Raw genomic sequence first — 22,704 nt, forward strand, 5'->3', positions numbered from 1 at the left:
GGGAGGCATTATAGATGGACGTGAACGAATACTTAGGATTGTTTTTAGACGAATCTCAAGAACATATCCAATCGGTTAACACCCAGCTGTTGAAACTAGAACAGACGGGCAGTCAGGAAGCGATTCAAGAGATTTTCCGCTCGGCACACACGCTCAAAGGGATGTCGGCGACGATGGGATACGAGAGTGTCGCCAACTTGACGCATGAGATGGAGAGCGCGCTCGATTTGGTTCGAGCCGGAAAGAAAGAGAGCAACCAGTTGTTGCTCGATACGATGTTCTCGGCCATGGAACAAATCGAAGAGATGATCGCTGATATCGAGACGGGAGGCAGAGGCGCAAACATCGATGTGACGGCGACAGTGTCCGCGTTCCAGTCATTTATCGGTAGCACTCCGAAAGCAGTCGAGGTGGTCGATGAGACGGTCTTCACGGCCGACCTATATACCGATTCGGTCATCACGCAAGCGAAAGAGACCGGCTTCGAAGCGTTCCAACTTCATGTGAAGCTATCGGATGCCGTCGTGTTGAAAGCGGCGCGCGCCTACATGGTGTTCGATCGCCTCCAAGAACTCGGCGAAGTCGTCCGGACGGTTCCTGAGACCGAGGCGATCGAGCAAGAACAGTTCGATCTCTCATTTGACGTCTTGTTCGTGTCTCAGGAGTCAGCGGACGTGATTGAGCATGCCGTGTCCCAAGTGTCGGAAGTCGAGCACGTCCAAGTGACACCTTACACGAGTGCGGCAGCCGGTGCGCCGGAAGTCGCCGTCAGTGCCGAGAGTGTCGCCGTGGCCGAAGTGAAACCGAAAGCGGTGGAGGCGGACGAACCGAAAGAACAGGCCGTCGCACAAGCGAAGACGATTCGTGTCAACTTAGAGCGGATCGATCGTCTGATGAACTTGTTCGAAGAATTCATCATCGATCGCGGTCGTCTTGAGCGGCTCGCCGACGAAGTCGGTCAACCTGAACTGAACGAAACGGTCGAGAAAATCAAACGCGGTACGAACGAACTTCAATCGCTCGTCTTGACCCTCCGCATGATGCCGATCGAGCAAGTGTTCAATCGCTTCCCGCGCATGGTGCGTTCGGTCGCGAAAGATATCCATAAAAAAGTCCAACTTGAGATCACCGGTGCTGAGACCGAGCTCGATCGGACAGTCATCGATGAGATTGGTGACCCGCTCGTCCATTTGATTCGTAACGCCATCGACCACGGCATCGAGTTGCCGGAAGTCCGCCTCGAAGCCGGGAAGCCGGAACAAGGTCGACTCGCGCTTCGCGCTTACCATGGCGGCAACCGTGTCTTCATTGAAATCGAGGATGACGGGGCAGGGATCAATGTCGATAAAGTCCGCTCAAAAGCACTCGAACGAGGCGTCATCACGCCTGAAGAAGCGACGGCGATGACGGACAACGAAGTAGCCATGCTCATCTTCGCACCTGGATTCTCGACGGCAGACGTCGTCACCGATCTTTCAGGTCGCGGCGTCGGACTAGACGTCGTCAAAAACAAGATCGAATCGCTCGGCGGGGTCGTCACGCTCGAGACGGTCGTCGGACAAGGGACGAAATTCCAAGTCAGCTTGCCACTCACGCTCTCGATCATCTCGGCGATGCTCGTACAAGTCGGCGATGAGACGTACGCCGTTCCGCTGTCATCGATTCTCGAGACGACGCTCCTCGACGAGGCCGACATATTGACGGCCCATCGCGAACGCGTCTTCGACTTCAGAGGTCAGCTCGTCCCGCTCGTTTACTTGAAAGAAATGTTCGCGATCGAAACGGAAACGAAGACGCAATTCCCGGTCGTCGTCGTCCGCAAAGGAAACAAGCTCGTCGGTGTGGTCGTCAATGACTTGATTGGCCAACAAGAGATCGTCATGAAGCCGCTCGGAACTTATCTCGAGGGCATCCCGGCCATCTCTGGTGCGACGATACTCGGAGACGGGCGTGTCGCCTTGATTGTCGACAGCAACGATCTGTTCTAAGGAGGAAGAAGGATGGAAGAAAAATGGGTAGTCTTTTCATTGGGATCGAACACATACGGAATCGATGTCCAGTCAGTCCGCTCGATTGAACGGGTACAACCGGTCACACGCGTCCCGAACGCGCCGGCTCACGTCAAAGGTGTCATCAATCTGCGCGGGGTCGTCACACCGGTCATCGACCTTCGGCTCCGTCTCGGTTACGAGGCAGTTGAACCGACCGAAGAAACACGGATTTTGATCGCTTCACTCAATCAAGGCGATGCCGGTTTTATCGTCGACCGGGCCAACGAGGTCGTGGAAAGCGAAGACGTTCGCATCGAGCCGATTCCGGAGTCGAGCCGAGACATGTTGTCGGCTCACTTGACGGCGATCGCCAAGGGCGAGGACAAATTGTTCTCGCTCCTCGATGCCAACGCATTATTCGAGGAACAGCATGCTGAGTGAGTTCGAGCAAGATTTATTGAAAGAACTCGGCAATATCGGTTCTGGTCATGCCGCGACGGCATTGTCGACGCTCTTGGGCAAGCCGGTCACGATCACCGTCTCCTCGGCGGAGATGGAACCGATCACGTATTTGCCGGAACGCGTCGGCGGGCCGGAACGTCACGTGGCGTCCGTCTTGTTGGAGCTCGGCGGTGACATTAGCGGCATGATTCTCATCTTGTTTCCGGTCGATGATGCCGAAACAATGGTCGCTTCCCTCATCGGAAGCACGTTCTCGTTCCAAACGGCGGACGAGCTCGGCCAGTCGGCATGGGAAGAAATCGGAAACATCATGAGCGGGGCTTACGCCCGGGCGCTCGGGGATTGGCTCGATACACCAATCTCCATCCAAGTCCCGGCGACAGCGGTCGACATGGCGGGTTCGATCGTCGAATTCGTCGTCACGTCGGTCCAACCTGAGGAAGATGCGGCACTCTACATCGATACGACGTTCCGCATCGATGAGAAAGTAAGTGCTGGGCATGTGTTGTTCCTACCGACGCATGGCTCGCTCGAACGGATACAACAGCGGTTGATTGGCCATGGCTGAAGTCATCAAAATCGGCATCGCGGAATGGAAGCAGACGACCGCGCCGAACAAATTGCGAACGGCAGGACTCGGTTCGTGCGTCGGCGTCATCTTGTATGACGTCCGGCTCCAAGTCGCGGCAATGGCCCATGTCATGTTGCCGGATTCGGCGATTGCCCGGAAACACCAAACGGTTGAAGTAGGAAAATATGCGGATACGGCCATCGATGCGCTCGTCGCGTCGTTGAAACGGGCCGGAGCGGGTCGGCTGCAAGCGAAGATGGCCGGCGGCGCCCAAATGTTTCAATTCAAGTATGAGAACGAGGCGATGCGGATCGGTGAACGAAACGCCGAAGCCGTGCGCAACGCACTGAAAGCGCACCGTATCCCGCTCATCGCAGAAGACTGTGGCGGGCATAACGGACGGACGATCGAATTTGATGTGGCGACTTGCGTCCTGTCGATTCGAACGGTCAGCGTAGGAACTAAGGAAATCTAGGGGGGATCGACATGACGACTCAGCTTACCGAGTTGTGGGATCGTTGGAACACTGACCGCGATATGGATACAGCGAATGAACTATTGGCGCACTACGAGTTCCTCATCCATTATCACGTGCAACGAATGATCGTGACGCTCCCGAAGAGCGTCGAACGCGACGAATTGAAAAGTTTGGGTTACATGGGATTGTACGATGCCCTCATGAAATATGATCCAGAACACAACAACAAGTTTGACACGTACGCGGCGTTTCGGATACGTGGCGCCATCATCGATGGGCTGCGGAAAATTGATTGGTTACCGCGTTCGGTGCGCGAACGCGTGAAAAAAATTGATCACATCGCCGAACAACTCGAGCAGAAGTTGCACCGGGCCCCGACGAAAGAAGAACTCGCGAGCGCCTGCGAACTACCGGTGTCGGAAATCGAGAAGGCGATGGCGGAAGGGTACTTCGCGAACATGTTGTCGATCGATGAAGCGGTGACGCTTCAAGAAGAAGGCAAGGTCATGTCCGTCACGTATTTCGACCCTGACTCTGAAAAACCGGAGGATACGCTATTGCAGCGCGAGCTGCTCGACGTGCTGACGACCGAAATCGAGCACTTGTCCGAGAAAGAACGTCTCGTCGTCTCGTTGTTCTACTTCGACGAGTTGACGTTGACCGAGATTGGCGAAGTGTTGGAACTGTCGACGTCACGTATCTCCCAAATCCATTCCAAGGCGTTAAAGACGTTAAAGCTTGCACTTGGACGTTCGTATTTAGAAGAAAAGACATCGTGAAGGAGGGATGGAGATGACCATCGTATATATCGCAATCGCCTGTATCGTCGCTTACGGACTGCTGATCTTATTTCGTCAAGTCCAGGCGTTGACCGCTCGCGTCACGCAACTCGAGCACGAGAAACGTGAGACCGAGGCCCTCCTGTTGTCGTTCATGGAATCGATGAACGATGTCGTGAAACAACCAGCGTCCTCAAACGAAGAGGTTGCCGGTGCTCAGTCGACCCATGCGGAGCCAAAACGAGAGACATCGGATGACGATACGCAATCAGCACCGCACGTCGAGGACGTTTTACTGAACCATTCGGTCCGGGAGACGGCCCGACTCCTCGGAAAAGGTGAGGGAGAAGTCGCCTTATATGCCAAACTTCGCAAAAAGTGAGAGTTGCCGGATTGGCGGACATATGCTATAGTATTTTTTGGTGTTAAACACATCACACACGTCTCGGGATGGTATTCCTCGGTGCCGAAAGGTCGGAATACAACGATGAACGAGGCGGAGGACTTTTTTAAACCACAAGGAGGAAATTTATCATGGCAGTAATTTCAATGAAGCAATTGCTCGAAGCTGGTGTACACTTCGGTCACCAGACACGCCGTTGGAACCCAAAAATGGCGAAATACATCTTCACGGAGCGTAACGGCATCTACATCATCGACCTTCAAAAAACGGTCAAAAAAGTAGACGAGGCGTACAACTTCGTTCGTGAACTCGCGGCAGAAGGCGGAAACGTCCTCTTCGTAGGTACGAAAAAACAAGCTCAAGACACGATCAAAGAAGAAGCACTCCGTTCAGGTATGTACTTCATCAATGAGCGTTGGTTGGGTGGAACACTCACAAACTTCTCAACAATCAAAAAACGTATCAACCGTTTGAAGCAGCTTGAGAAAATGGAAGCTGACGGTACGTTCGAAGTACTTCCTAAGAAAGAAGTCATCATCTTGAAAAAAGAAATGACACGTCTTGAGAAGTTCCTCGGCGGAATCAAGGACATGCCAGGTGTTCCTGATGCACTCTTCATCGTTGACCCACGTAAAGAGCGGATCGCGATTGCAGAAGCTCACAAATTGAACATCCCAATCGTTGCGATTGTCGACACAAACTGTGACCCAGACGAAATCGACTACGTCATCCCAGCGAACGACGATGCGATTCGTGCCGTTAAATTGCTCACTTCGAAGATGGCAGATGCAATCATCGAAGCGAAACAAGGCGAAGAAGAAGTAGCTGAAGAAGCGGTAGCTCCAGAAGCTGAAGCGACAGAAGCTGAGTAATCAGTCAGACAACAGGTGATAAAGGGAAAGCCTTTTATCACCTTTTTTTAGGACACGTATATAAAGCCTTAGTGCTTTTTCTTAAAAAATTGTAAGTTTTACAAGGAGGAATTTCCGATGGCAGTTACAGCAGCAATGGTAAAAGAACTTCGTGAAAAAACAGGTGCAGGTATGCTCGATTGCAAAAAAGCACTCACTGAAACAAACGGTGACATGCAAGCAGCAATCGACTTCCTTCGTGAAAAAGGGATCGCGAAAGCAGCAGCTAAAGGCGACCGTATCGCAGCAGAAGGTTTGACGGCAGTAGCGGTTGAAGGCAACAAAGCTACGCTCGTCGAAGTTAACTCAGAAACAGACTTCGTTGCGAAAAACGAGAAGTTCCAAACACTCGTTTCAGACGTAGCAAAAGCTGTTCTTACTTCAGGCGCAACGACAGTTGAAGCGGCACTCGCTTCTGAATTCGTAGCTGGTAAAACGCTTGAAACACACATTCAAGAAGAAGCTTCGACAATCGGAGAGAAAATCTCACTCCGTCGCATCGCTGTCCTTGAAAAAGCGGACGATGCAGTCTTCGGCACGTACCTCCACATGGGCGGCCGCATCGGTTCAGTCGTTGTCCTCGACGGTACAACAGACGAAACAGTTGCAAAAGACGTAGCCATGCACGTAGCAGCAGCACGCCCACTTTACGCGACACGCGACGAAGTATCGGCTGAAGAAGCAGATCGTGAGAAGAAAGTCTTGACTGAGCAAGCCCTCAACGAAGGCAAGCCTGCCAACATCGTCGAGAAGATGATTGCGGGACGTATGAACAAGTACTTCGAGGAAATCTGCCTCGTCGACCAAACATTCGTTAAAGACGCTGACTTCAAAGTTGGGAAATACGTAGAGTCTAAAGGCGGCCGTATCAACTCATTCGTACGTTACGAAGTTGGAGAAGGTATGGAAAAACGCGAAGAAAACTTTGCTGAAGAAGTAATGAACCAACTTAAAAAATAATCTGCATCATTCACATGGTGCTATCAAAATTGGGAACACGTCTGTATAACCTTGAGTTAGTTCGTTAAGGGAGCGTGTTCCCTTTTTTCAAGCAAGAGGAGGCAAAGTATGGAACCGAAATATAAGCGAATTGTGTTAAAATTGAGTGGGGAAGCGCTCGCTGGAGATCAAGGGTACGGGATTGACCCGGCCATCGTCAATTCGATCTCTGGGCAAATTAAAGAATTGGTCGCCTTGGGCGTCGAAGTTGCCGTCGTCGTAGGCGCCGGGAACATCTGGCGCGGCAAGACCGGTAGCGAGCTCGGCATGGACCGAGCGAATGCGGATTACATGGGCATGCTCGCCACGGTATTGAACTCGCTCGCGCTACAAGATAGCCTTGAAACGAACGGTGTCCAAACACGCGTCCAAACCTCAATCGAAATGCGCCAAGTGGCTGAACCGTACATTCGTCGCCGGGCGATGCGTCACCTTGAAAAAGGTCGCGTCGTCATCTTCGCGGCAGGGACGGGGAACCCGTACTTCTCGACAGACACGACAGCGGCACTCCGCGCAGCGGAGATCGAAGCTGACGTCATCTTGATGGGAAAAAACAACGTCGACGGCGTCTATTCGGCCGATCCGAAACTCGTTCCGGATGCAGTCAAATACGACACGCTCACGTACTTGGACGTCTTAAAGGACGGTCTCCAAGTGATGGATTCGACAGCCACGTCACTATGTATGGACAACCATATCCCACTGATTGTATTCTCATTGCTTGAAGAAGGAAACATCAAACGTGTCGTACTCGGGGAACATATCGGGACGGTAGTAGGAGGAATCAATTCATGAGTGTAAATGACGTATTGAAAACTGCTGAAGAGAAAATGGAGAAAGCCGTTTCCGCGCTGAAGCGTGACTTCGGGACACTTCGGACGGGACGCGCGAGCGCGTCGATCTTGGACCCGGTTCAAGTCGATTACTACGGCGTACCGACACCGCTCAATCAAGTCGCGAACATCAATACACCGGAAGCACGCCTTCTCTTGATTCAACCATGGGACAAGTCGATGGTGTCTGACGTTGAAAAAGCGATCCAAAAAGCCGACCTTGGTCTCTCGCCGTCGTCGGACGGGACCGTCATTCGTCTCGCCATCCCAGCTTTGACGGAAGAGCGTCGCAAAGAGCTCGTGAAAGTGACGAAGAAATATGCGGAAGAAGCGAAAGTCGCTGTCCGTAACGTTCGTCGTGACGCCAACGAAAACTTGAAGAAGCTTGAAAAAGATGGGGACTTGACTGAGGACGACCTTCGCGGTTACGCGGATGACGTTCAATCGTTAACGGATTCGTATATCAAAAAGATTGATGAATCTGCAGCGACGAAAGAAAAAGAAATCATGGAAGTGTAATCACGGAAGTGGTATACCAAAAAGCTGTGTGGGGACCCTTTTACTGAGAGGGTCCCTCTTTCATACAATCAGGAGGATAGAGTATGTTTAAATGGGTGAATCCTAAAACGAAGACCGAGGCGGAACTGAGCATCCCCGAACACGTCGCTATTATTATGGACGGCAACGGCCGTTGGGCGAAAAAGCGTGGACTCCCTCGCATCATGGGTCACCGGGAAGGGATGAAATCGGTCCGGGAAGCGGTTCGCACCGCCCAAGAACTCGGGATCCGTTCGTTGACGCTCTATGCGTTCTCGACGGAGAACTGGACGCGTCCGGAAGAAGAAGTCAACTTCTTGATGAAATTGCCGAAACAATTTTTAGAGACGGACTTAAAAGAACTGGACGAACAAAATGTTCGCGTCCTCGTCGCAGGTGATGTGTCAAAATTACCGCGCGGCACGCGGGATGCAGTCGATGAGGCTCGTACGCGCACGGCGACGAACACAGGTCTGGATCTCGTCTTTGCCTTAAACTATGGTGGCCGCGACGAGCTCGTACAAGCGATGCGCCATATCGCCAGCGATGTAGCGGCAGGGAAGATTCAACCGGACGACATCGATGACGCCATGATCGGACAGCGTCTCATGACAAATATGCAAGACGTCGATTTGATTATCCGGACGAGCGGGGAACAGCGTCTCTCGAACTTCTTGCTCTGGCAAGGGGCGTACGCTGAACTCCATTTCACAGACGTGTTATGGCCTGAGTTCAAACGAGACCACTTCGTCGAGGCAATCGAAGCGTATAACGCGCGGACGCGCCGGTTTGGTGGGGTGTGACATGAAGACTCGAATTATTACCGGTCTTTGGGCCGGTGCCATTTTTGTCAGCTTGATCGCCCTCGGGGGCAGTCCGTTCGTCATCTTGATGGGTGTGCTCGCCTTGATTGGACTGAGCGAGTTCACGATGATGCGCAATCACAAGTTGACGGCGTTTCCGTTCCTTGTGACGTCGCTCCTTGTAGCCTTCCCGTTCGTATTGATGTTGCTCGAGCGACAGCTTGTCATGGGCGAGATGCCGATGTCGACGAATCAATGGATGGTGCTCGGTTTAATGCTCCTCCTGTTTTGGACGGTCGTCACAAAAAACCGTTTCACGTATGAAGACGCGAGTTTTTATTTTGTATCTGCTGTCTATCTCGTCATCGGTTTCTCTAGTTTTGCGCTCGTCCGTCTTTCGGAGGATGGGCTCGTCAAAGTACTTCTCGTCCTGTTCATGATTTGGGCGACCGACTCGGGTGCTTACTTCACGGGCAAAGCAATCGGTAAGACAAAACTGTGGCCCTCAATCAGTCCGAACAAGACGATTGAAGGGGCGGTCGGTGGGATCATCTCGTCTATCGTCGTCGGTCTCGTCTACGTCCTCGTCGAACCGGTGTTGCCGATTCTCGAAGTAGTGGTGCTCGCGGTCGTCGTATCCGTCGTCGGGCAACTCGGGGACTTGGTGCAGTCGGCGTATAAACGTCAATTCAACGTAAAAGATTCGGGTCATCTGTTACCGGGACACGGTGGCATTTTGGACCGCTTTGATAGTATGATCGCGGTATTCACCGTCATCTGGGTATTTAATTTGTTATAAAGGAGTGTCAAGATGAAGCGAATCAGCTTAATCGGGGCGACTGGTTCGATTGGCGTACAGACATGTGACGTCATCGAACAGCACCCCGACTTGTTTGAACTTGAGGCCTATGCCTTCGGAACGAATGTAGATGTAGCCGAGGAATGGATCAACCGCTTGCGGCCGAAATACGTGTCCGCCAAAGACATCGAAGTGCTCGAACGACTCAAACCACGACTTACATACGAACCACTCTTTTTTATCGGACTTGAAGGGTTGATCGAATGTGCGACCGCAGAGCGGGCTGACATCGTCGTCACAGCCGTCGTCGGGGCTGTCGGTCTTGAGCCGACGCTCGCTGCCATCGAGGCAGGTAAAGACATCGCTTTGGCGAACAAGGAGACGCTCGTCACGGCGGGCCATCTCGTCACGGCAGCCGTCAAGAAGCATGGGGTCAGCCTGCTTCCAGTCGATAGTGAACATTCGGCCATCTATCAATGTTTGAACGGTGAACGCCGAGAGGACGTCTCGAAAATCATCTTAACGGCATCAGGCGGGAGTTTCCGTGACAAGTCGCGGGATGAATTAGACGGCGTGACCGTCGCAGAGGCGCTCGCACATCCAAACTGGTCGATGGGGGCGAAAATCACGATCGATTCGGCGACGATGTTCAATAAAGGACTCGAAGTCATCGAAGCGCACTGGTTGTTCGATATCGATTATAATGATATTGAAGTGGTGCTTCATCGTGAGTCCATCATCCACTCGATGGTCGAATTCAAAGACGCCGCCGTCATGGCGCAGCTTGGAAATCCGGATATGCGGGGACCGATCCTCTATGCGCTCTCAGGTCCGAAACGTCTTGAAATCGAGGGGAACAAGCGGTTAAACTTGAGAGAAATCGGAACGCTTCACTTCGCAGAAGCCGACTTGACGCGTTATCCGGCTTTACGCCTCGCGTATGAGGCCGGACGCGCCGGTGGTTCGATGCCGACGGTGCTTAATGCGGCCAACGAGGCGGCTGTCGAGCTGTTCTTGAACGGGGAGATCGCTTTCCTCGATATTGAACGGATCGTTGAACAAGCGATGGAGACACATACGGTAATTGCAGAACCGACGCTCGAACAGATCCTTCAAGTCGACCGAGCGGTTCGAGAACAAATTCAGCAAGGAAAGTGAAGGTGGGGAATAGACAATGACGACTTTTATCGCCATCGTTTTGATGTTTGGGGTACTCATATCGGTTCATGAATGGGGACACCTCGTCATGGCGAAACGGGCAGGGATTCTCTGTCATGAATTTGCAATCGGGTTTGGACCGAAAATCCTCTCGTTCAGAAAGAATGAGACGCTGTATACGATTCGCTTATTGCCAATCGGTGGGTATGTCAAAATGGCAGGAGAAGATTTTGAGCCGATCGAAGTGAAAGCCGGTCAACACGTCGGGTTACGCCTGACGAACGCCGGCACGGTCGATCGTGTCTACTTCCAGCCGGACCAGGCAAAAGACGTGCACGTCGTCGGGACGGTCGACAAGTTCGATTCGATTCGCGAATTGAAGATCCAGTTACTCGTCGATGATGAGGTCCGTGTCTATTCACTTGAACGGGACACGCTTCTCGTCGACCAAGGCATGGAAATTCAAATTGCCCCATACGACCGCACGTTCGGAGCTCAATCGGTATGGAAACGTGTGCTCGCGATTGCAGCCGGCCCAGCGATGAACTTCGTCCTTGCCTTCATCTTGCTTGTCATCGTCGGTCTCGTCCAAGGGACGCCAACGGACGATGGACGAATCGGTACGGTGCAGCCAGATTCGGCTGCAGATCAAGCAGGTCTTATGGCGGGAGATGAAATTGTCTCCATCGAAGGCGAGACGATTGATGACTGGCTCGACCTTCGGACTGTGCTTGCCGACCGGGCTGACACGCCAACGGAAGTGACGTATATTCGGGATGATGCAGAACAAACGGTGACGCTCACGCCGCAAGCGGTCGAACAAAACGGCGAGACGGTCGGGATATTGGGCGTGACGAACGCGCTCGAGCGTTCACCGACGAAAGCCTTCACGACTGGGGCTGAGACGACGTGGACGATGTCGACGCTCATCTTTTCCGCGGTCGGTGATTTGGTTACCGGTCAAGTCGGCGTCGACCAATTGGCCGGACCGGTCGGGATTGTCCGCATGACCGATGAAGTGGCGGCGAGCGGGCTCATCATGCTCCTCAACTGGACGGCACTTTTATCAGTCAACTTGGCCATCTTTAACTTGTTGCCGCTCCCGGCACTCGATGGAGGACGACTCATCTTCCTCTTGTTCGAGGCGGTGCGCGGACGGCCGATCGATCCGAAAAAGGAAGGATTCGTCCACTTTATCGGGTTCGCTTTGCTCATGCTCCTCATGTTGATCGTCACGTGGAATGATATTCAATCATTCTTTAAATAATAAAAGTAAGATCTAATCGGGTTATAGAAGGGAAACATTGATACCTATGAAACAATCGAGACTGTTCATGCCTACGCTTCGAGAAGTGCCGGCCGACGCAGAAGCCGTCAGCCATCAACTCCTCGTCCGCGGAGGCTTCATGCGCCAAAACGCCGCTGGAATTTATTCGTATCTTCCACTCGGCCACCGCGTGTTACAAAAGATTCAAACGATCATCCGCGAAGAGATGAACCGGGCCGGTGCCCAAGAATTGCTCATGCCAGCGATTCAACCGGCGGAACTGTGGGAAGAGACGGGTCGCTGGGGTATTTATGGTCCTGAACTTATGCGATTGACCGATCGTCACGATCGTCGCTTCGCCCTCGGTGCGACGCACGAGGAACTCATCACGTCGATCGTGCGCGATGAACTCAACTCCTACAAAAAGTTACCGGTCAACTTGTATCAGATTCAAACGAAATATCGCGACGAGCGTCGTCCACGTTTCGGACTGCTCCGGGGTCGTGAGTTCTTGATGAAAGATTCGTATTCGTTCCACGCCACACAAGATGACTTGGACGACGAATACAAGAACATGTATAACGCCTATTCCAACATCTTTGACCGCATCGGTTTAAAATATCGCCCGGTCGTAGCTGACTCGGGTGCCATCGGCGGGAAAGACACGCACGAATTCCAAGCGCTTGCCGATATCGGGGAAGACACGATTGTCTATACGGACACGTCGAACTACGCCGCCAATATCGAGATGGCAGAAACGCTCGACCGCTATGACATGCAAGCGGCCGAAGTGCTTGCCCTCGACAAGGTCGACACGAAAGACAATAAGACGATTGAAGATGTGGCGCGCTTCTTGAACGTCGACACGAAGACGACGATCAAGACGGTCCTCTTCAACGTCGATGGCGAGACGGTCATGGTCATCGTTCGAGGTGATCACGAGGCGAACGACGTCAAAGTGAAGAACGCCCTCGGCGGACTCGACATCCAAATGGAAGAAGAAGCGACGATCATCGACTTGTTCGGCTGTGAGCCGGGCACGCTCGGACCGATTCATGCACCGGTCAAAGTCGTGGCCGATTACGCCGTCAAATATTTGGTCGACGCGGTATGTGGCGCCAACGAGGCGAACACCCATTATACGCACGTCAACGCCGAACGCGACTTGTCGCATTTGACGTATCATGACCTCCGTTTCGTCGTCGAAGGCGACATGGCACCTGACGAGTCGGGTCCGGTCCGCTTCGCTCGCGGGATTGAAGTCGGACAAGTGTTCAAGCTCGGCACGCGCTATTCAGAAGCGATGGGCGCGACGTTCTTGAACGAAGAAGGTCGGGCCGAACCGCTCATTATGGGTTGCTACGGCATCGGCGTCTCACGCACATTGTCGGCCGTCATCGAGCAACATCATGACGATCGCGGTATCGTTTGGCCGAAGAGCGTCGCTCCGTTCGATGTGCACTTGATTGCCATCAACACGAAAGACGAAGCGCAAGTCGAACTCGCGAACCGTTTATACGATGAGCTGTCATCGACGTACGATGTGTTGTATGATGACCGTAAAGAACGGGCTGGCGTCAAATTCGCCGATGCTGATTTGATCGGTCTTCCGATTCGTATCAACGTCGGGAAAAAAGCGAGCGAAGGTATCGTCGAAGTGAAAGTACGTGCCACTGGCGAAGTCCTTGAGACGACGGTAGATGAGTTGCCACGTGTGATCACGGCGCAACTGAACGAGGCAAAATGATCGATGAAGGTGACGGTTTCTTGCCGTCACCTTCATTTTTCGACATCGAATGATAAAAGGGGGGACTTCTTACCCGTGGAAGCTAATCAAAAAATGCAATTGCTCTTGACCGATCTCGGCATCACAACCGAGACGGAACAATTCGACGATGCGGAATTGACGCGACTTGTCGTCAACAAGCAGCGCCGGACGTGGACGTTTTATTTCCAGTTGCAGCGCGTGTTACCGTACGAGGTGTATCAACTGTTCATGAGCCGAATCGAGAGCCGGTACGCGACGTTCGCTGACGAGGTGTACGCGCGTTTCACGACGACCTCAGGCGGTGCCGAACAGGATTATATCGACTATTGGCCGCGTATCGTCAGTGAACTCAGCCAAGTGTCGGGTGCGATGCGCAGTTATTTCGCATCGGTCTCACCACGCTTTGAGCAGAACAAATTGCTCATCCCGGTGCGCTCGGCCCCTGAGGCGAACTATGTCGATAAAGAGTTATGCCAAGAAGTCCAAGCGCTCTATAGCGCCTATGGCTTTATGAAGAAACCTTGCCAAGCGCTGTTCTCGGAGAATGAAGAAGCAAACCAAGCGCTCCGTGAACAAGTCGTGCAAGAAGATTTGGAACAAGCGAAGCTCGCGCTCGCAGCGCAATTCGCGAAGGCGACCGAGACGAACGACGAACCGGTCACCGAGGTACGGATGGGCGCCTTGATCAAAGACGAGATCGTCCCGATCAAGACGATCATCGAAGAAGAACGACGCGTCGCCATCCGTGGCCTCGTCTTCTCGGCCGAACGGAAAGAACTGAAGAGCGGGAAGAAACTGTTCACGTTCAAGATGACGGACTATACCGATTCACTCATCGTCAAAGTGTTCGCACGCGATGACGATGATGACCGGATGCTCAGCGCCGTCAAAAAAGGCATGTGGATCCAAGCGGCTGGCCGGGTCGAGGATGACAGCTTCATGCGCGAACTGTGCATGATGGCATCGCAACTGCAAGAAGTGAAAGTCGAACCGGCCCGTGACGAGTGGGCCGGTGAGAAACGCGTCGAATTACACGCGCATACGCAAATGAGCCAGATGGACGCGGTCACGAACGTATCGGCGCTCGTCGCCCGGGCGGCCAAATGGGGCCATCGCGCCATCGCCATCACCGATCACGCCGGCGTCCAGTCGTTCCCGGAAGCCTATTACGCCGGGAAAAAGAATGACATCAAAGTGCTGTTCGGGGTCGAGGCGAACGTCGTCAATGACGGCGTGCCGGTCGCGTATCACCCGACCGATGTCCCGCTCGATGATGCGACATATGTCGTCTTCGACGTCGAGACGACCGGACTTTCGGCCGTCTACAACAAAATCATCGAACTCGCCGGGGTCAAAATCAAAGACGGTGAAATCATCGACCGGTTCGAGGCGTTCGCCGATCCGAAACATCCGCTCTCGGCTACGACGATCGAGCTGACGGGCATCACGGACGACATGGTCCATGGCCAGCCCGATCCCGAAGTCATCGCCAAACAGTTCGTCGATTGGTGCGGGGACGGCATCCTCGTCGCCCATAACGCATCGTTCGATATGGGCTTCTTAGAAGCGACGCTTCGGAGCGGGGGGCACGAGCCGGATGACTATCCCGTCATCGACACGCTCGAACTCGCCCGGACGATTTTACCGACGCTCAAAAACCACCGCCTCAACACGCTCGCGAAGCGATTCGATATCGAGTTGACCCAGCATCACCGGGCCATCTATGATGCGGAGGCGACGGCGTACTTGCTCATGAAACTGCTCGAACTCGCCAAACAGATGTTTGAGATGCAGACGCATCGCTCACTGAACGCGAAAGTCGGAAGCGACGTCTCGAAAATCCGTCCGTTCCATGCGACGATTTATGCGAAAACGAAAAAACCGGGACTTCGTCACTTATACGAACTAATCTCGTTGTCCCACATCGATTACTTGTTCCGGATGGCACGCATGCCGCGCTCGGAAATCGTGAAGCGTCGTGAAGGACTCCTCATCGGTTCTGCGTGTGACAACGGTGAAATTTTTGACGCCGCCCTGAACAAGTCAGACGAAGAGCTTGAGAAGATGATGGCGTTCTACGACTTCATCGAGATTCATCCCCCGGCGCTCTATATGCATTTGATCGATAAAGAGATCGTCGCCAACGAGCTCGAGTTACGGGAAATCATCAAGCGGATCATTCGCGTCGCCGGACAGGCCGGCCTGCCGGTATGTGCGACCGGAAACGTTCATTACCTTGACCGGACAGACCGCTCGTACCGAGAGATCTTGATTCGGACGCAAGGTGGTGCCAACTTCATCAACACGCGGAAAGAACTCCCGCACGCCCATTTCCGGACGACGAAAGAGATGATGGAAGAGTTCAAGTTCCTCGGGGACGAACTCGCCCGCGAAATCGTCATCACGAACCCGAATGCGATCGCCGATCAAATCGAGTCGATTCAAATCATTCCGGACGATTTGTACACGCCGAAGATTGAAGGCGCAGACGATGAGGTCCGGAACATGAGTTACGACATGGCCCGTTCGATTTACGGAGAACAACTGCCGGAAATCGTCGAGGCCCGGCTCGAGAAAGAGCTGAAATCGATTATCGGACACGGCTTTGCGGTCATCTATTTGATTTCGCATAAGCTCGTCAAGAAATCGCTCGACGACGGCTATCTCGTCGGTTCACGTGGTTCGGTCGGCTCGAGTTTCGTTGCGACGATGACCGAAATCACCGAGGTCAACCCGTTGCCGCCGCATTACGTCTGTCCGAAGTGTCAACATTCCCACTTCTTCGACGACGGATCGGTCGGGTCCGGGTATGACCTTCCCGACAAGCAATGTCCGGAGTGTGGGACTTGGTATACGAAGGACGGGCACGATATCCCGTTCGAGACGTTCCTTGGTTTCAAAGGGGACAAAGTACCGGATATCGACTTGAACTTCTCGGGTGAATATCAACCACACGCCCACGCCTACACGAAAGTGTTGTTCGGTGAAGAGTATGTGTATCGTGCCGGTACAATCGGGACGATTGCCGATAAGACGGCGTATGGATATGTGAAAGGTTATGCGACCGAGAACGATAAGATTTATCGGAACGCCGAAGTCGATCGGCTCGTCTCGGGCGTCACCGGCGTCAAACGGACGTCGGGACAACACCCGGGGGGGATCATCGTCGTCCCGGATTATATGGACATCGCCGAAATTTCGCCGATCCAATATCCGGCCGATGATAAGTCATCCGAGTGGAAAACGACCCACTTTGACTTCCACTCGATTCATGACAACTTGCTCAAACTCGATATTCTCGGTCACGATGACCCGACCGCGATCCGCATGCTGCAAGATTTATCGGGCATTGATCCGAAGACGATTCCGACAGACGATCCGACGGTCATGAAAATCTTTTCATCGCCGGAAGTACTCGGTGTCACGCCGGAGCAAATCGAATCGAAGACGGGTACGCTAGGGATTCCAGAGTTCGGGACGAAGTTCGTCCGGCAGATGCTCGAAGAGACGAAACCGTCGACGTTCTCCGAACTCGTTCAAATTTCGGGACTGTCTCACGGGACAGATGTCTGGATTGGGAACGCCAACGAGCTCATCTATAATGGGACGTGCGAACTGAAAGACGTCATCGGGTGTCGTGATGACATCATGGTCTACTTGATTTATGCGGGCCTCGAACCGTCATTCGCCTTCAAAATCATGGAGTCGGTACGGAAAGGGAAAGGCTTGTCGGAAGACATGGAGACGGAGATGCGGGCCAACGATGTCCCGGAATGGTACATCTCGTCTTGTAAGAAGATCAAGTATATGTTCCCGAAAGCGCACGCCACGGCGTACGTGCTCATGGCCGTCCGGATCGCCTACTTCAAAGTGCATCATCCGATTCTGTATTACGCGACGTACTTCACGGTCCGGGCCGGCGACTTCGATTTGTCGGCCATGATCAAAGGGTCACAGGCCGTGCGTAAAGCGATGTCGGATATCCGTGAAAAAGGATTTGAAGCCACGGCGAAAGACAAAGGGCTTCACACCGTGCTCGAGCTCGCACTCGAGATGTTAGAGCGCGGCATGAAGTTCCAGAACATCGATTTGTACCGTTCGAGCGCGACCGAGTTCTTGATTGAAGGGAACACGCTCATCCCGCCGTTCAATGCCGTCGATGGTCTCGGTACGAACGCGGCGAAAGCGATTGTCGAGGCGCGCGCCGAAGGACAGTTTTTATCGAAAGAAGACTTGCGCAAACGGGCCAAGTTGTCGAAGACGATTGTCGAGACGCTCGATACGATGAAATGTCTCGAAGGCCTCCCGGATGAGAACCAACTCTCGTTCTTTGATTTTGGGGTGTAAGTTGCGAAAAACCGGGAAAATATGATATATTGGTATCGAACAATGTTGGATACTACGACGGAAAGGAGTAGGGAACCCTACTCCTTTCTTGTATGTAAAAGCCAGAAGGAGGGATGAGAGTGTCCAAAATAACAGAAGTCGTCGAAGCGATCGCGTTGCCGATCGTGGAGCGTGAGAACATGGAATTGGTCGATGTCGAATTCGTGAAAGAAGGGCCAGATTGGTTCTTGCGCGTCTATATCGACAAGCCGGGGGGCGTCGATTTAGATGATTGCGTCAACATCAACGAACAACTCTCGGAAAAACTAAACGATAGCGATCCGATCGAACAAGCCTATTATCTTGACGTCTCGAGTCCCGGTGCCGAGCGACCACTGAAAAAGCCGACCGACTTTGAACGTGCGATTGGGAAGAACGTCTATATCAAGACGTTTGCCCCGATTGAAGGTGCCAAAGAGTTCGAAGGCATTTTGACGGAATATGACGGCGAGACCGCCGTCGTCGAGACGCGCATCAAGACAAGAAAAAAAGCGATATCGCTACCGGTAGACAAAATTGCACAAGCCCGCCTAGCGGTCACGTTTAGTTAAGGAGAGGTAAAGATGGGGCCACAATTACTCACAACAATCGAACAGATTGCTAACGAAAAAGGAATCGAGAAAGAGATTATCATCGATGCGCTCGAGCAGGCGCTAATTTCGGCATATCGTCGAAACGTCGCCAACCCGAATGAAAACGTAAAAGTTGAATTCGACCAAGTGACTGGTGATATTCGTGTCTTCGCACTTCTCGAAGTCGTTGAACGTCTCTCGCATCCCGAGCAACAATTATCGCTCGAAGAAGCGCATGAGATTGACCCGAACTACGAGTTAGGGGACTTTCATAAAGAAGAAGTCACACCGAGCGACTTCGGTCGCGTCGCGGCGATGACAGCCAAACAAGTCGTCACGCAAAAGATGCGGGAAGCCGAGCGCGAGCGCATTTATAACCACTTCGTCGATAAAGAAGACGAGATCATGACGGGGATTGTGGAACGGTTCGACCCACGCAACTTGTATATCGGTCTTGAAAACAATATCGAAGCGGTGCTCACACCGAACGAACAGATGCCGAATGAATCGTACCAGATTCATGACCGTATCAAAGTGTACGTGACGAAAGTCGATTCGACGACGAAAGGTTCTGGCGCAGCCATTCAAGTCTCGCGGACGCATCCAGGTCTGTTGCGTCGTTTGTTCGAGCTCGAAGTGCCAGAAATCGCGAGCGGTACGGTCGACGTCATGTCGGTCTCACGTGAAGCGGGTGATCGTTCGAAGATTGCCGTCCATTCAGACATCGTCGATCCAGTCGGCGCTTGTGTCGGTCCGAAAGGGCAACGTGTCCAAACGATCGTCGATGAGCTCAACGGTGAGAAAATCGATATCGTTCGTTGGTCGAACGATCCGAAAGAGTTCGTGAAAAACGCACTCAGCCCGGCTCAAGTCGTTGACGTGTACGTCAATGAACCGAATAAGTCGACGACGGTCGTCGTGCCAGACTATCAATTGTCACTCGCCATCGGGAAGCGTGGTCAAAACGCCCGTCTTGCCGCTAAATTGACGGGATGGAAAATTGATATCAAGAGCGAGACCGATGCAGAAGGCATGGACTTGTATGATACGTACGCCGAAAAAGTTGAACCGGAGCCAGAAATTGTTCACAATGAAATGGAACAGACTGACTCGGTTGACGTCGCCCTCGAGCCGACAACGGTGAAAGAAGAGGAATGACCATGAAGCAAAAGAAACTTCCTTTGCGCAAATGTGTGGTCACGCAAGAAATGTTACCGAAACAAGCGTTGATTCGTGTCGTTCGGACGCCGGAAGGTGACGTCGTCATCGATACGTCTGGTAAATTGAACGGACGTGGAGCGTATTTGTCGAAAGATGCGGATGTGATTCGTTTAGCAGAGAAAAAACGGACACTCGATCATCATTTAAAAGTCAAGACGAGTGACGCGCTTTATGAGCAGCTGCTTCAAGCTGTCACAGGAGCGGAATCATGAGTCAGTGGGAATCATTGTTAGGCCTTGCCGCACGTGCGAGGAAAGTAACGATGGGAGAAGAGTTTGTGTTGAAGGATGTGCGAGCTGGCCGAGCCAAGCTTGTCATCCTTGCCGGAGACGCTGGAGCGTCTACGAGAAAACGGGTTACCGACAAGTGTACATCGTATGGTGTTCCATTGATTGAAGTGAGCGACCGATATACGATCGGAGCTGCTTTAGGTAAAGACATGCGAGTCGTCGTGTCTGTGACAGAATCCGGATTTGCGAACAAGCTTAAGCAACTTCTCTCTTAACTATTAACGGAGGTGGATGCTTTGGGAAAACGCGTCTATGAATTTGCAAAAGAACAGAATGTAACAAGTAAACAAGTCATTACTCAGCTCGAGAAAATGAACAAGCCAGTGAAAAACCACATGGCTGTCTTAGATGAGGAGTCGGTCAAGCAACTCGACCGTGTCTTCAATCCTGAGAAATACCGTTCGGCTGACAAGCAAGAAAAGCCAGCTGCAACGAAACCAGCTGAAACGAAGTCTGCCGAGTCAAAACCGGCTGACGCGAAGCCTGCTGCCAAGCAAGAAGCACCGAAAGCACGCCCACAAGCGTCTGGCGGTCAAAGCAACCAAGCGGGCAACCGTGGTGGCAACCGTTTCGGCAACAACCGCAACGACAACCGCAATAAGAAGCGCGGTGGTAAATTCAAAGGCAAACCTGCGAAAGCAGCCGTGCCATTGGAAGCGGATCCGAATTCGAAAACGAGTCAACGTAAAGCAGCTCGTTTAGCGCAAGAGTCTGAAATGGGCAACGTCATCAAGTACGATGATGTCCTCAGCGTATCGGACCTCGCTGCGAAGATGGATAAAAAGCCAAACGAGATCATCATGAAGTTGATGGGTCTTGGTGTCATGGCGACGATCAACCAAACGCTTGATGACGAGACGATTGAGTTGCTTGCAACTGAATTCGGTTATGAAGTGGAGAAAGAAGTACTCATCGATGAGACGGACTTTGAAGAAGTGGAAATCGACTTCTCTGAGTACGAGCTTGTTGAGCGTCCTGCTGTCGTCACAATCATGGGTCACGTTGACCATGGTAAGACAACACTTCTTGACTCGATCCGCAACACGAAAGTCGTTGCTGGTGAAGCCGGCGGAATCACGCAGCACATCGGTGCTTATCAAGTTGAAGTCAACGATAAAAAGATCACGTTCCTCGACACACCAGGTCACGCCGCCTTTACGACGATGCGTGCCCGTGGAGCTGAAGTGACAGATATCGCGATTATCGTTGTCGCAGCGGATGACGGCGTGATGCCACAGACAGAAGAAGCCATCTCACATGCGAAAGCGGCAAACGTGCCGATCATTGTCGCCGTGAACAAAATGGATAAAGAAGGCGCAAACCCTGACCGCGTCAAACAAGAATTGACAGAGTTCGGTCTCGTACCGGAAGAGTGGGGCGGTGAAACGATTTTCGTACCGATCTCAGCTTTGAAAGACGAGGGGATCGATGAGTTGCTCGAGATGATCTTACTCGTATCAGAAGTCGAAGAGTACAAGTCGACGCCTGAAATGCCAGCTCGCGGTTCGGTCATCGAAGCGAAGCTCGATAAAGGCCGCGGTCCTGTCGCCACGCTTCTCGTTCAACATGGGACACTCCGGATCGGTGACTCGATCGTCGTCGGCAGCACGTTCGGACGCGTCCGGGCCATGGTCAACGATATCGGTCGTCGTGTGAAAGAAGTCGGTCCATCGACGCCAATCGAGATCACAGGATTGAACGATGTCCCACAAGCCGGGGATCAGTTCATCGTATTCGAAGATGAGAAAAAAGCACGTGCAATCGGAGAAAAACGTTACCAACGTTACCTCGAATCACAGCGTCGCGAATCGGCTAAAGTTAGTCTTGATGACTTGTTCAGCCGCATTCAAGAAGGCGAAGTCAAAGATTTGAACGTCATCATCAAAGCAGACGTTCAAGGTTCGGCTGAAGCACTCGCTGGTTCACTCCGCAAAATCGACGTCGCAGGCGTTAAAATCAACATCGTCCACCAAGGTGTCGGTGCAATCACAGAAGGTGACGTCATTCTCGCTTCGGCGGCAAATGCGATCATCATCGGATTCAACGTTCGCCCAGATGGTAACGCCCGGTCGATGGCCGAGCAAGAGCATGTTGAAATGCGTCTGCACCGCATCATCTATAACGCGATCGATGAAATCGAGAGCGCGATGAAAGGGATGCTCGACCCTGAGTTCGTTGAAGAAATCACAGGACAAGTTGAAGTCCGTGACGTCTTTAAAGTCTCGAAAGTCGGTACGATTGCCGGCTGTTACGTCACAGAAGGTAAAATCTCACGCGACGCCGGCGTCCGCATCATCCGTAACGGGATTGTTGTGTACGAAGGAAAACTCGATACGCTCCGCCGCTTCAAAGACGACGTCAAAGAAGTCGCGACAGGTTACGAGTGTGGGATTAAAGTAGAGAAGTTCGACGACATCAAAGTGGAGGACGTTATTGAAGCGTTCATCATGAAAGAAGTCGAACGTAAATAAAGCGA

General features: G+C 52.5%; 21 protein-coding genes. All 21 read left to right on the top strand.

The features are described 5' to 3' along the window. Positions 1-14 precede the first annotated feature (14 nt). The 21 genes from KNP06_RS04210 (at position 15) to infB (ending at position 22,699) form a co-directional block, all read left to right on the top strand. Entirely contained in the window at positions 15-1,988 is a 1,974-nt protein-coding gene (locus tag KNP06_RS04210; protein ID WP_214710608.1) for a chemotaxis protein CheA, read from the top strand. A 12-nt stretch (positions 1,989-2,000) separates the two neighbouring features. Beyond that, positions 2,001-2,432, top strand: a complete 432-nt coding sequence (locus KNP06_RS04215; protein ID WP_214710609.1) for a chemotaxis protein CheW — start codon at positions 2,001-2,003, stop codon at positions 2,430-2,432. Continuing rightward, positions 2,422-3,021 (top strand): chemotaxis protein CheC, encoded by a 600-nt coding sequence (locus tag KNP06_RS04220; RefSeq protein WP_138859595.1) that lies wholly within the window; start codon positions 2,422-2,424, stop codon positions 3,019-3,021. The genes KNP06_RS04215 and KNP06_RS04220 overlap by 11 nt, the downstream gene beginning before the upstream one ends. Next, on the top strand, positions 3,014-3,499 hold the full coding sequence (locus KNP06_RS04225; protein ID WP_138859594.1) for a chemotaxis protein CheD: 486 nt from the start codon (positions 3,014-3,016) through the stop codon (positions 3,497-3,499). Before KNP06_RS04220 ends, KNP06_RS04225 begins: the two co-directional genes overlap by 8 nt. A gap of 11 nt (positions 3,500-3,510) precedes the next feature. Then, positions 3,511-4,281, top strand: coding sequence for a FliA/WhiG family RNA polymerase sigma factor (locus tag KNP06_RS04230; protein ID WP_034777239.1), 771 nt, complete (start codon positions 3,511-3,513; stop codon positions 4,279-4,281). A gap of 13 nt (positions 4,282-4,294) precedes the next feature. After that, entirely contained in the window at positions 4,295-4,663 is a 369-nt protein-coding gene (locus tag KNP06_RS04235; RefSeq protein ID WP_214710610.1) for a hypothetical protein, read from the top strand. A 152-nt stretch (positions 4,664-4,815) separates the two neighbouring features. Beyond that, positions 4,816-5,556 (top strand): 30S ribosomal protein S2, encoded by a 741-nt coding sequence (rpsB, locus tag KNP06_RS04240; protein ID WP_021067146.1) that lies wholly within the window; start codon positions 4,816-4,818, stop codon positions 5,554-5,556. 117 nt (positions 5,557-5,673) lie between these two features. Then, on the top strand, positions 5,674-6,555 hold the full coding sequence (gene tsf / locus KNP06_RS04245; protein ID WP_138859592.1) for a translation elongation factor Ts: 882 nt from the start codon (positions 5,674-5,676) through the stop codon (positions 6,553-6,555). A gap of 108 nt (positions 6,556-6,663) precedes the next feature. Beyond that, complete coding sequence (gene pyrH, locus KNP06_RS04250) at positions 6,664-7,389, top strand: UMP kinase (protein ID WP_138859591.1); 726 nt, start codon at positions 6,664-6,666, stop codon at positions 7,387-7,389. Next, complete coding sequence (gene frr, locus KNP06_RS04255) at positions 7,386-7,946, top strand: ribosome recycling factor (RefSeq protein ID WP_034777248.1); 561 nt, start codon at positions 7,386-7,388, stop codon at positions 7,944-7,946. The genes pyrH and frr overlap by 4 nt, the downstream gene beginning before the upstream one ends. 83 nt (positions 7,947-8,029) lie before the next feature. Next, the gene (locus KNP06_RS04260; protein ID WP_034777251.1) at positions 8,030-8,767 is read left to right on the top strand and encodes an undecaprenyl pyrophosphate synthase; all 738 of its coding nucleotides are present in this window, start codon (positions 8,030-8,032) and stop codon (positions 8,765-8,767) included. A 1-nt stretch (position 8,768) separates the two neighbouring features. Beyond that, complete coding sequence (locus KNP06_RS04265; protein ID WP_138859590.1) at positions 8,769-9,566, top strand: phosphatidate cytidylyltransferase; 798 nt, start codon at positions 8,769-8,771, stop codon at positions 9,564-9,566. 12 nt (positions 9,567-9,578) lie between these two features. Further along, positions 9,579-10,724, top strand: coding sequence for a 1-deoxy-D-xylulose-5-phosphate reductoisomerase (gene dxr, locus KNP06_RS04270; RefSeq protein ID WP_214710611.1), 1,146 nt, complete (start codon positions 9,579-9,581; stop codon positions 10,722-10,724). A gap of 16 nt (positions 10,725-10,740) precedes the next feature. Beyond that, positions 10,741-11,991, top strand: coding sequence for an RIP metalloprotease RseP (gene rseP, locus KNP06_RS04275; protein WP_138859588.1), 1,251 nt, complete (start codon positions 10,741-10,743; stop codon positions 11,989-11,991). A 46-nt stretch (positions 11,992-12,037) separates the two neighbouring features. Then, positions 12,038-13,738, top strand: coding sequence for a proline--tRNA ligase (locus KNP06_RS04280; protein WP_214710612.1), 1,701 nt, complete (start codon positions 12,038-12,040; stop codon positions 13,736-13,738). 75 nt (positions 13,739-13,813) lie between these two features. Further along, entirely contained in the window at positions 13,814-18,106 is a 4,293-nt protein-coding gene (locus tag KNP06_RS04285) for a PolC-type DNA polymerase III (protein WP_214707473.1), read from the top strand. Between the two features lie 119 nt (positions 18,107-18,225). Continuing rightward, a complete protein-coding gene (gene rimP / locus KNP06_RS04290; protein WP_034777274.1) occupies positions 18,226-18,696 on the top strand; it encodes a ribosome maturation factor RimP in 471 nt (156 codons plus the stop codon). 12 nt (positions 18,697-18,708) lie between these two features. After that, entirely contained in the window at positions 18,709-19,875 is a 1,167-nt protein-coding gene (nusA, locus tag KNP06_RS04295) for a transcription termination factor NusA (protein ID WP_034777276.1), read from the top strand. Continuing rightward, the gene (gene rnpM, locus KNP06_RS04300; protein ID WP_165569410.1) at positions 19,872-20,150 is read left to right on the top strand and encodes an RNase P modulator RnpM; all 279 of its coding nucleotides are present in this window, start codon (positions 19,872-19,874) and stop codon (positions 20,148-20,150) included. The genes nusA and rnpM overlap by 4 nt, the downstream gene beginning before the upstream one ends. Further along, positions 20,147-20,443, top strand: coding sequence for a YlxQ family RNA-binding protein (locus KNP06_RS04305; RefSeq protein ID WP_021067159.1), 297 nt, complete (start codon positions 20,147-20,149; stop codon positions 20,441-20,443). Before rnpM ends, KNP06_RS04305 begins: the two co-directional genes overlap by 4 nt. A 21-nt stretch (positions 20,444-20,464) precedes the next feature. Next, entirely contained in the window at positions 20,465-22,699 is a 2,235-nt protein-coding gene (gene infB / locus KNP06_RS04310) for a translation initiation factor IF-2 (protein ID WP_214710613.1), read from the top strand. The last annotated feature ends 5 nt before the right edge of the window (positions 22,700-22,704 follow it).

Origin of the sequence: Exiguobacterium sp. s21 (genome assembly GCF_018617975.1) — a bacterium.
Lineage (GTDB): Bacteria > Bacillota > Bacilli > Exiguobacteriales > Exiguobacteriaceae > Exiguobacterium > Exiguobacterium mexicanum_A.

What these genes read in the sequence shown, in the direction of transcription:
- KNP06_RS04305 (WP_021067159.1), top strand. Translation starts at nt 20,147, where the DNA reads ATGAGTCAGTGGGAATCATTGTTAGGCCTTGCCGCACGTGCGAGGAAA.
- KNP06_RS04215 (WP_214710609.1), top strand. Translation starts at nt 2,001, where the DNA reads ATGGAAGAAAAATGGGTAGTCTTTTCATTGGGATCGAACACATACGGA.
- pyrH (WP_138859591.1), top strand. Translation starts at nt 6,664, where the DNA reads ATGGAACCGAAATATAAGCGAATTGTGTTAAAATTGAGTGGGGAAGCG.
- frr (WP_034777248.1), top strand. Translation starts at nt 7,386, where the DNA reads ATGAGTGTAAATGACGTATTGAAAACTGCTGAAGAGAAAATGGAGAAA.
- KNP06_RS04225 (WP_138859594.1), top strand. Translation starts at nt 3,014, where the DNA reads ATGGCTGAAGTCATCAAAATCGGCATCGCGGAATGGAAGCAGACGACC.
- rseP (WP_138859588.1), top strand. Translation starts at nt 10,741, where the DNA reads ATGACGACTTTTATCGCCATCGTTTTGATGTTTGGGGTACTCATATCG.
- KNP06_RS04260 (WP_034777251.1), top strand. Translation starts at nt 8,030, where the DNA reads ATGTTTAAATGGGTGAATCCTAAAACGAAGACCGAGGCGGAACTGAGC.
- tsf (WP_138859592.1), top strand. Translation starts at nt 5,674, where the DNA reads ATGGCAGTTACAGCAGCAATGGTAAAAGAACTTCGTGAAAAAACAGGT.
- nusA (WP_034777276.1), top strand. Translation starts at nt 18,709, where the DNA reads ATGGGGCCACAATTACTCACAACAATCGAACAGATTGCTAACGAAAAA.
- KNP06_RS04210 (WP_214710608.1), top strand. Translation starts at nt 15, where the DNA reads ATGGACGTGAACGAATACTTAGGATTGTTTTTAGACGAATCTCAAGAA.
- rnpM (WP_165569410.1), top strand. Translation starts at nt 19,872, where the DNA reads ATGACCATGAAGCAAAAGAAACTTCCTTTGCGCAAATGTGTGGTCACG.
- KNP06_RS04220 (WP_138859595.1), top strand. Translation starts at nt 2,422, where the DNA reads ATGCTGAGTGAGTTCGAGCAAGATTTATTGAAAGAACTCGGCAATATC.
- KNP06_RS04265 (WP_138859590.1), top strand. Translation starts at nt 8,769, where the DNA reads ATGAAGACTCGAATTATTACCGGTCTTTGGGCCGGTGCCATTTTTGTC.
- dxr (WP_214710611.1), top strand. Translation starts at nt 9,579, where the DNA reads ATGAAGCGAATCAGCTTAATCGGGGCGACTGGTTCGATTGGCGTACAG.
- KNP06_RS04280 (WP_214710612.1), top strand. Translation starts at nt 12,038, where the DNA reads ATGAAACAATCGAGACTGTTCATGCCTACGCTTCGAGAAGTGCCGGCC.
- KNP06_RS04235 (WP_214710610.1), top strand. Translation starts at nt 4,295, where the DNA reads ATGACCATCGTATATATCGCAATCGCCTGTATCGTCGCTTACGGACTG.
- KNP06_RS04230 (WP_034777239.1), top strand. Translation starts at nt 3,511, where the DNA reads ATGACGACTCAGCTTACCGAGTTGTGGGATCGTTGGAACACTGACCGC.
- rpsB (WP_021067146.1), top strand. Translation starts at nt 4,816, where the DNA reads ATGGCAGTAATTTCAATGAAGCAATTGCTCGAAGCTGGTGTACACTTC.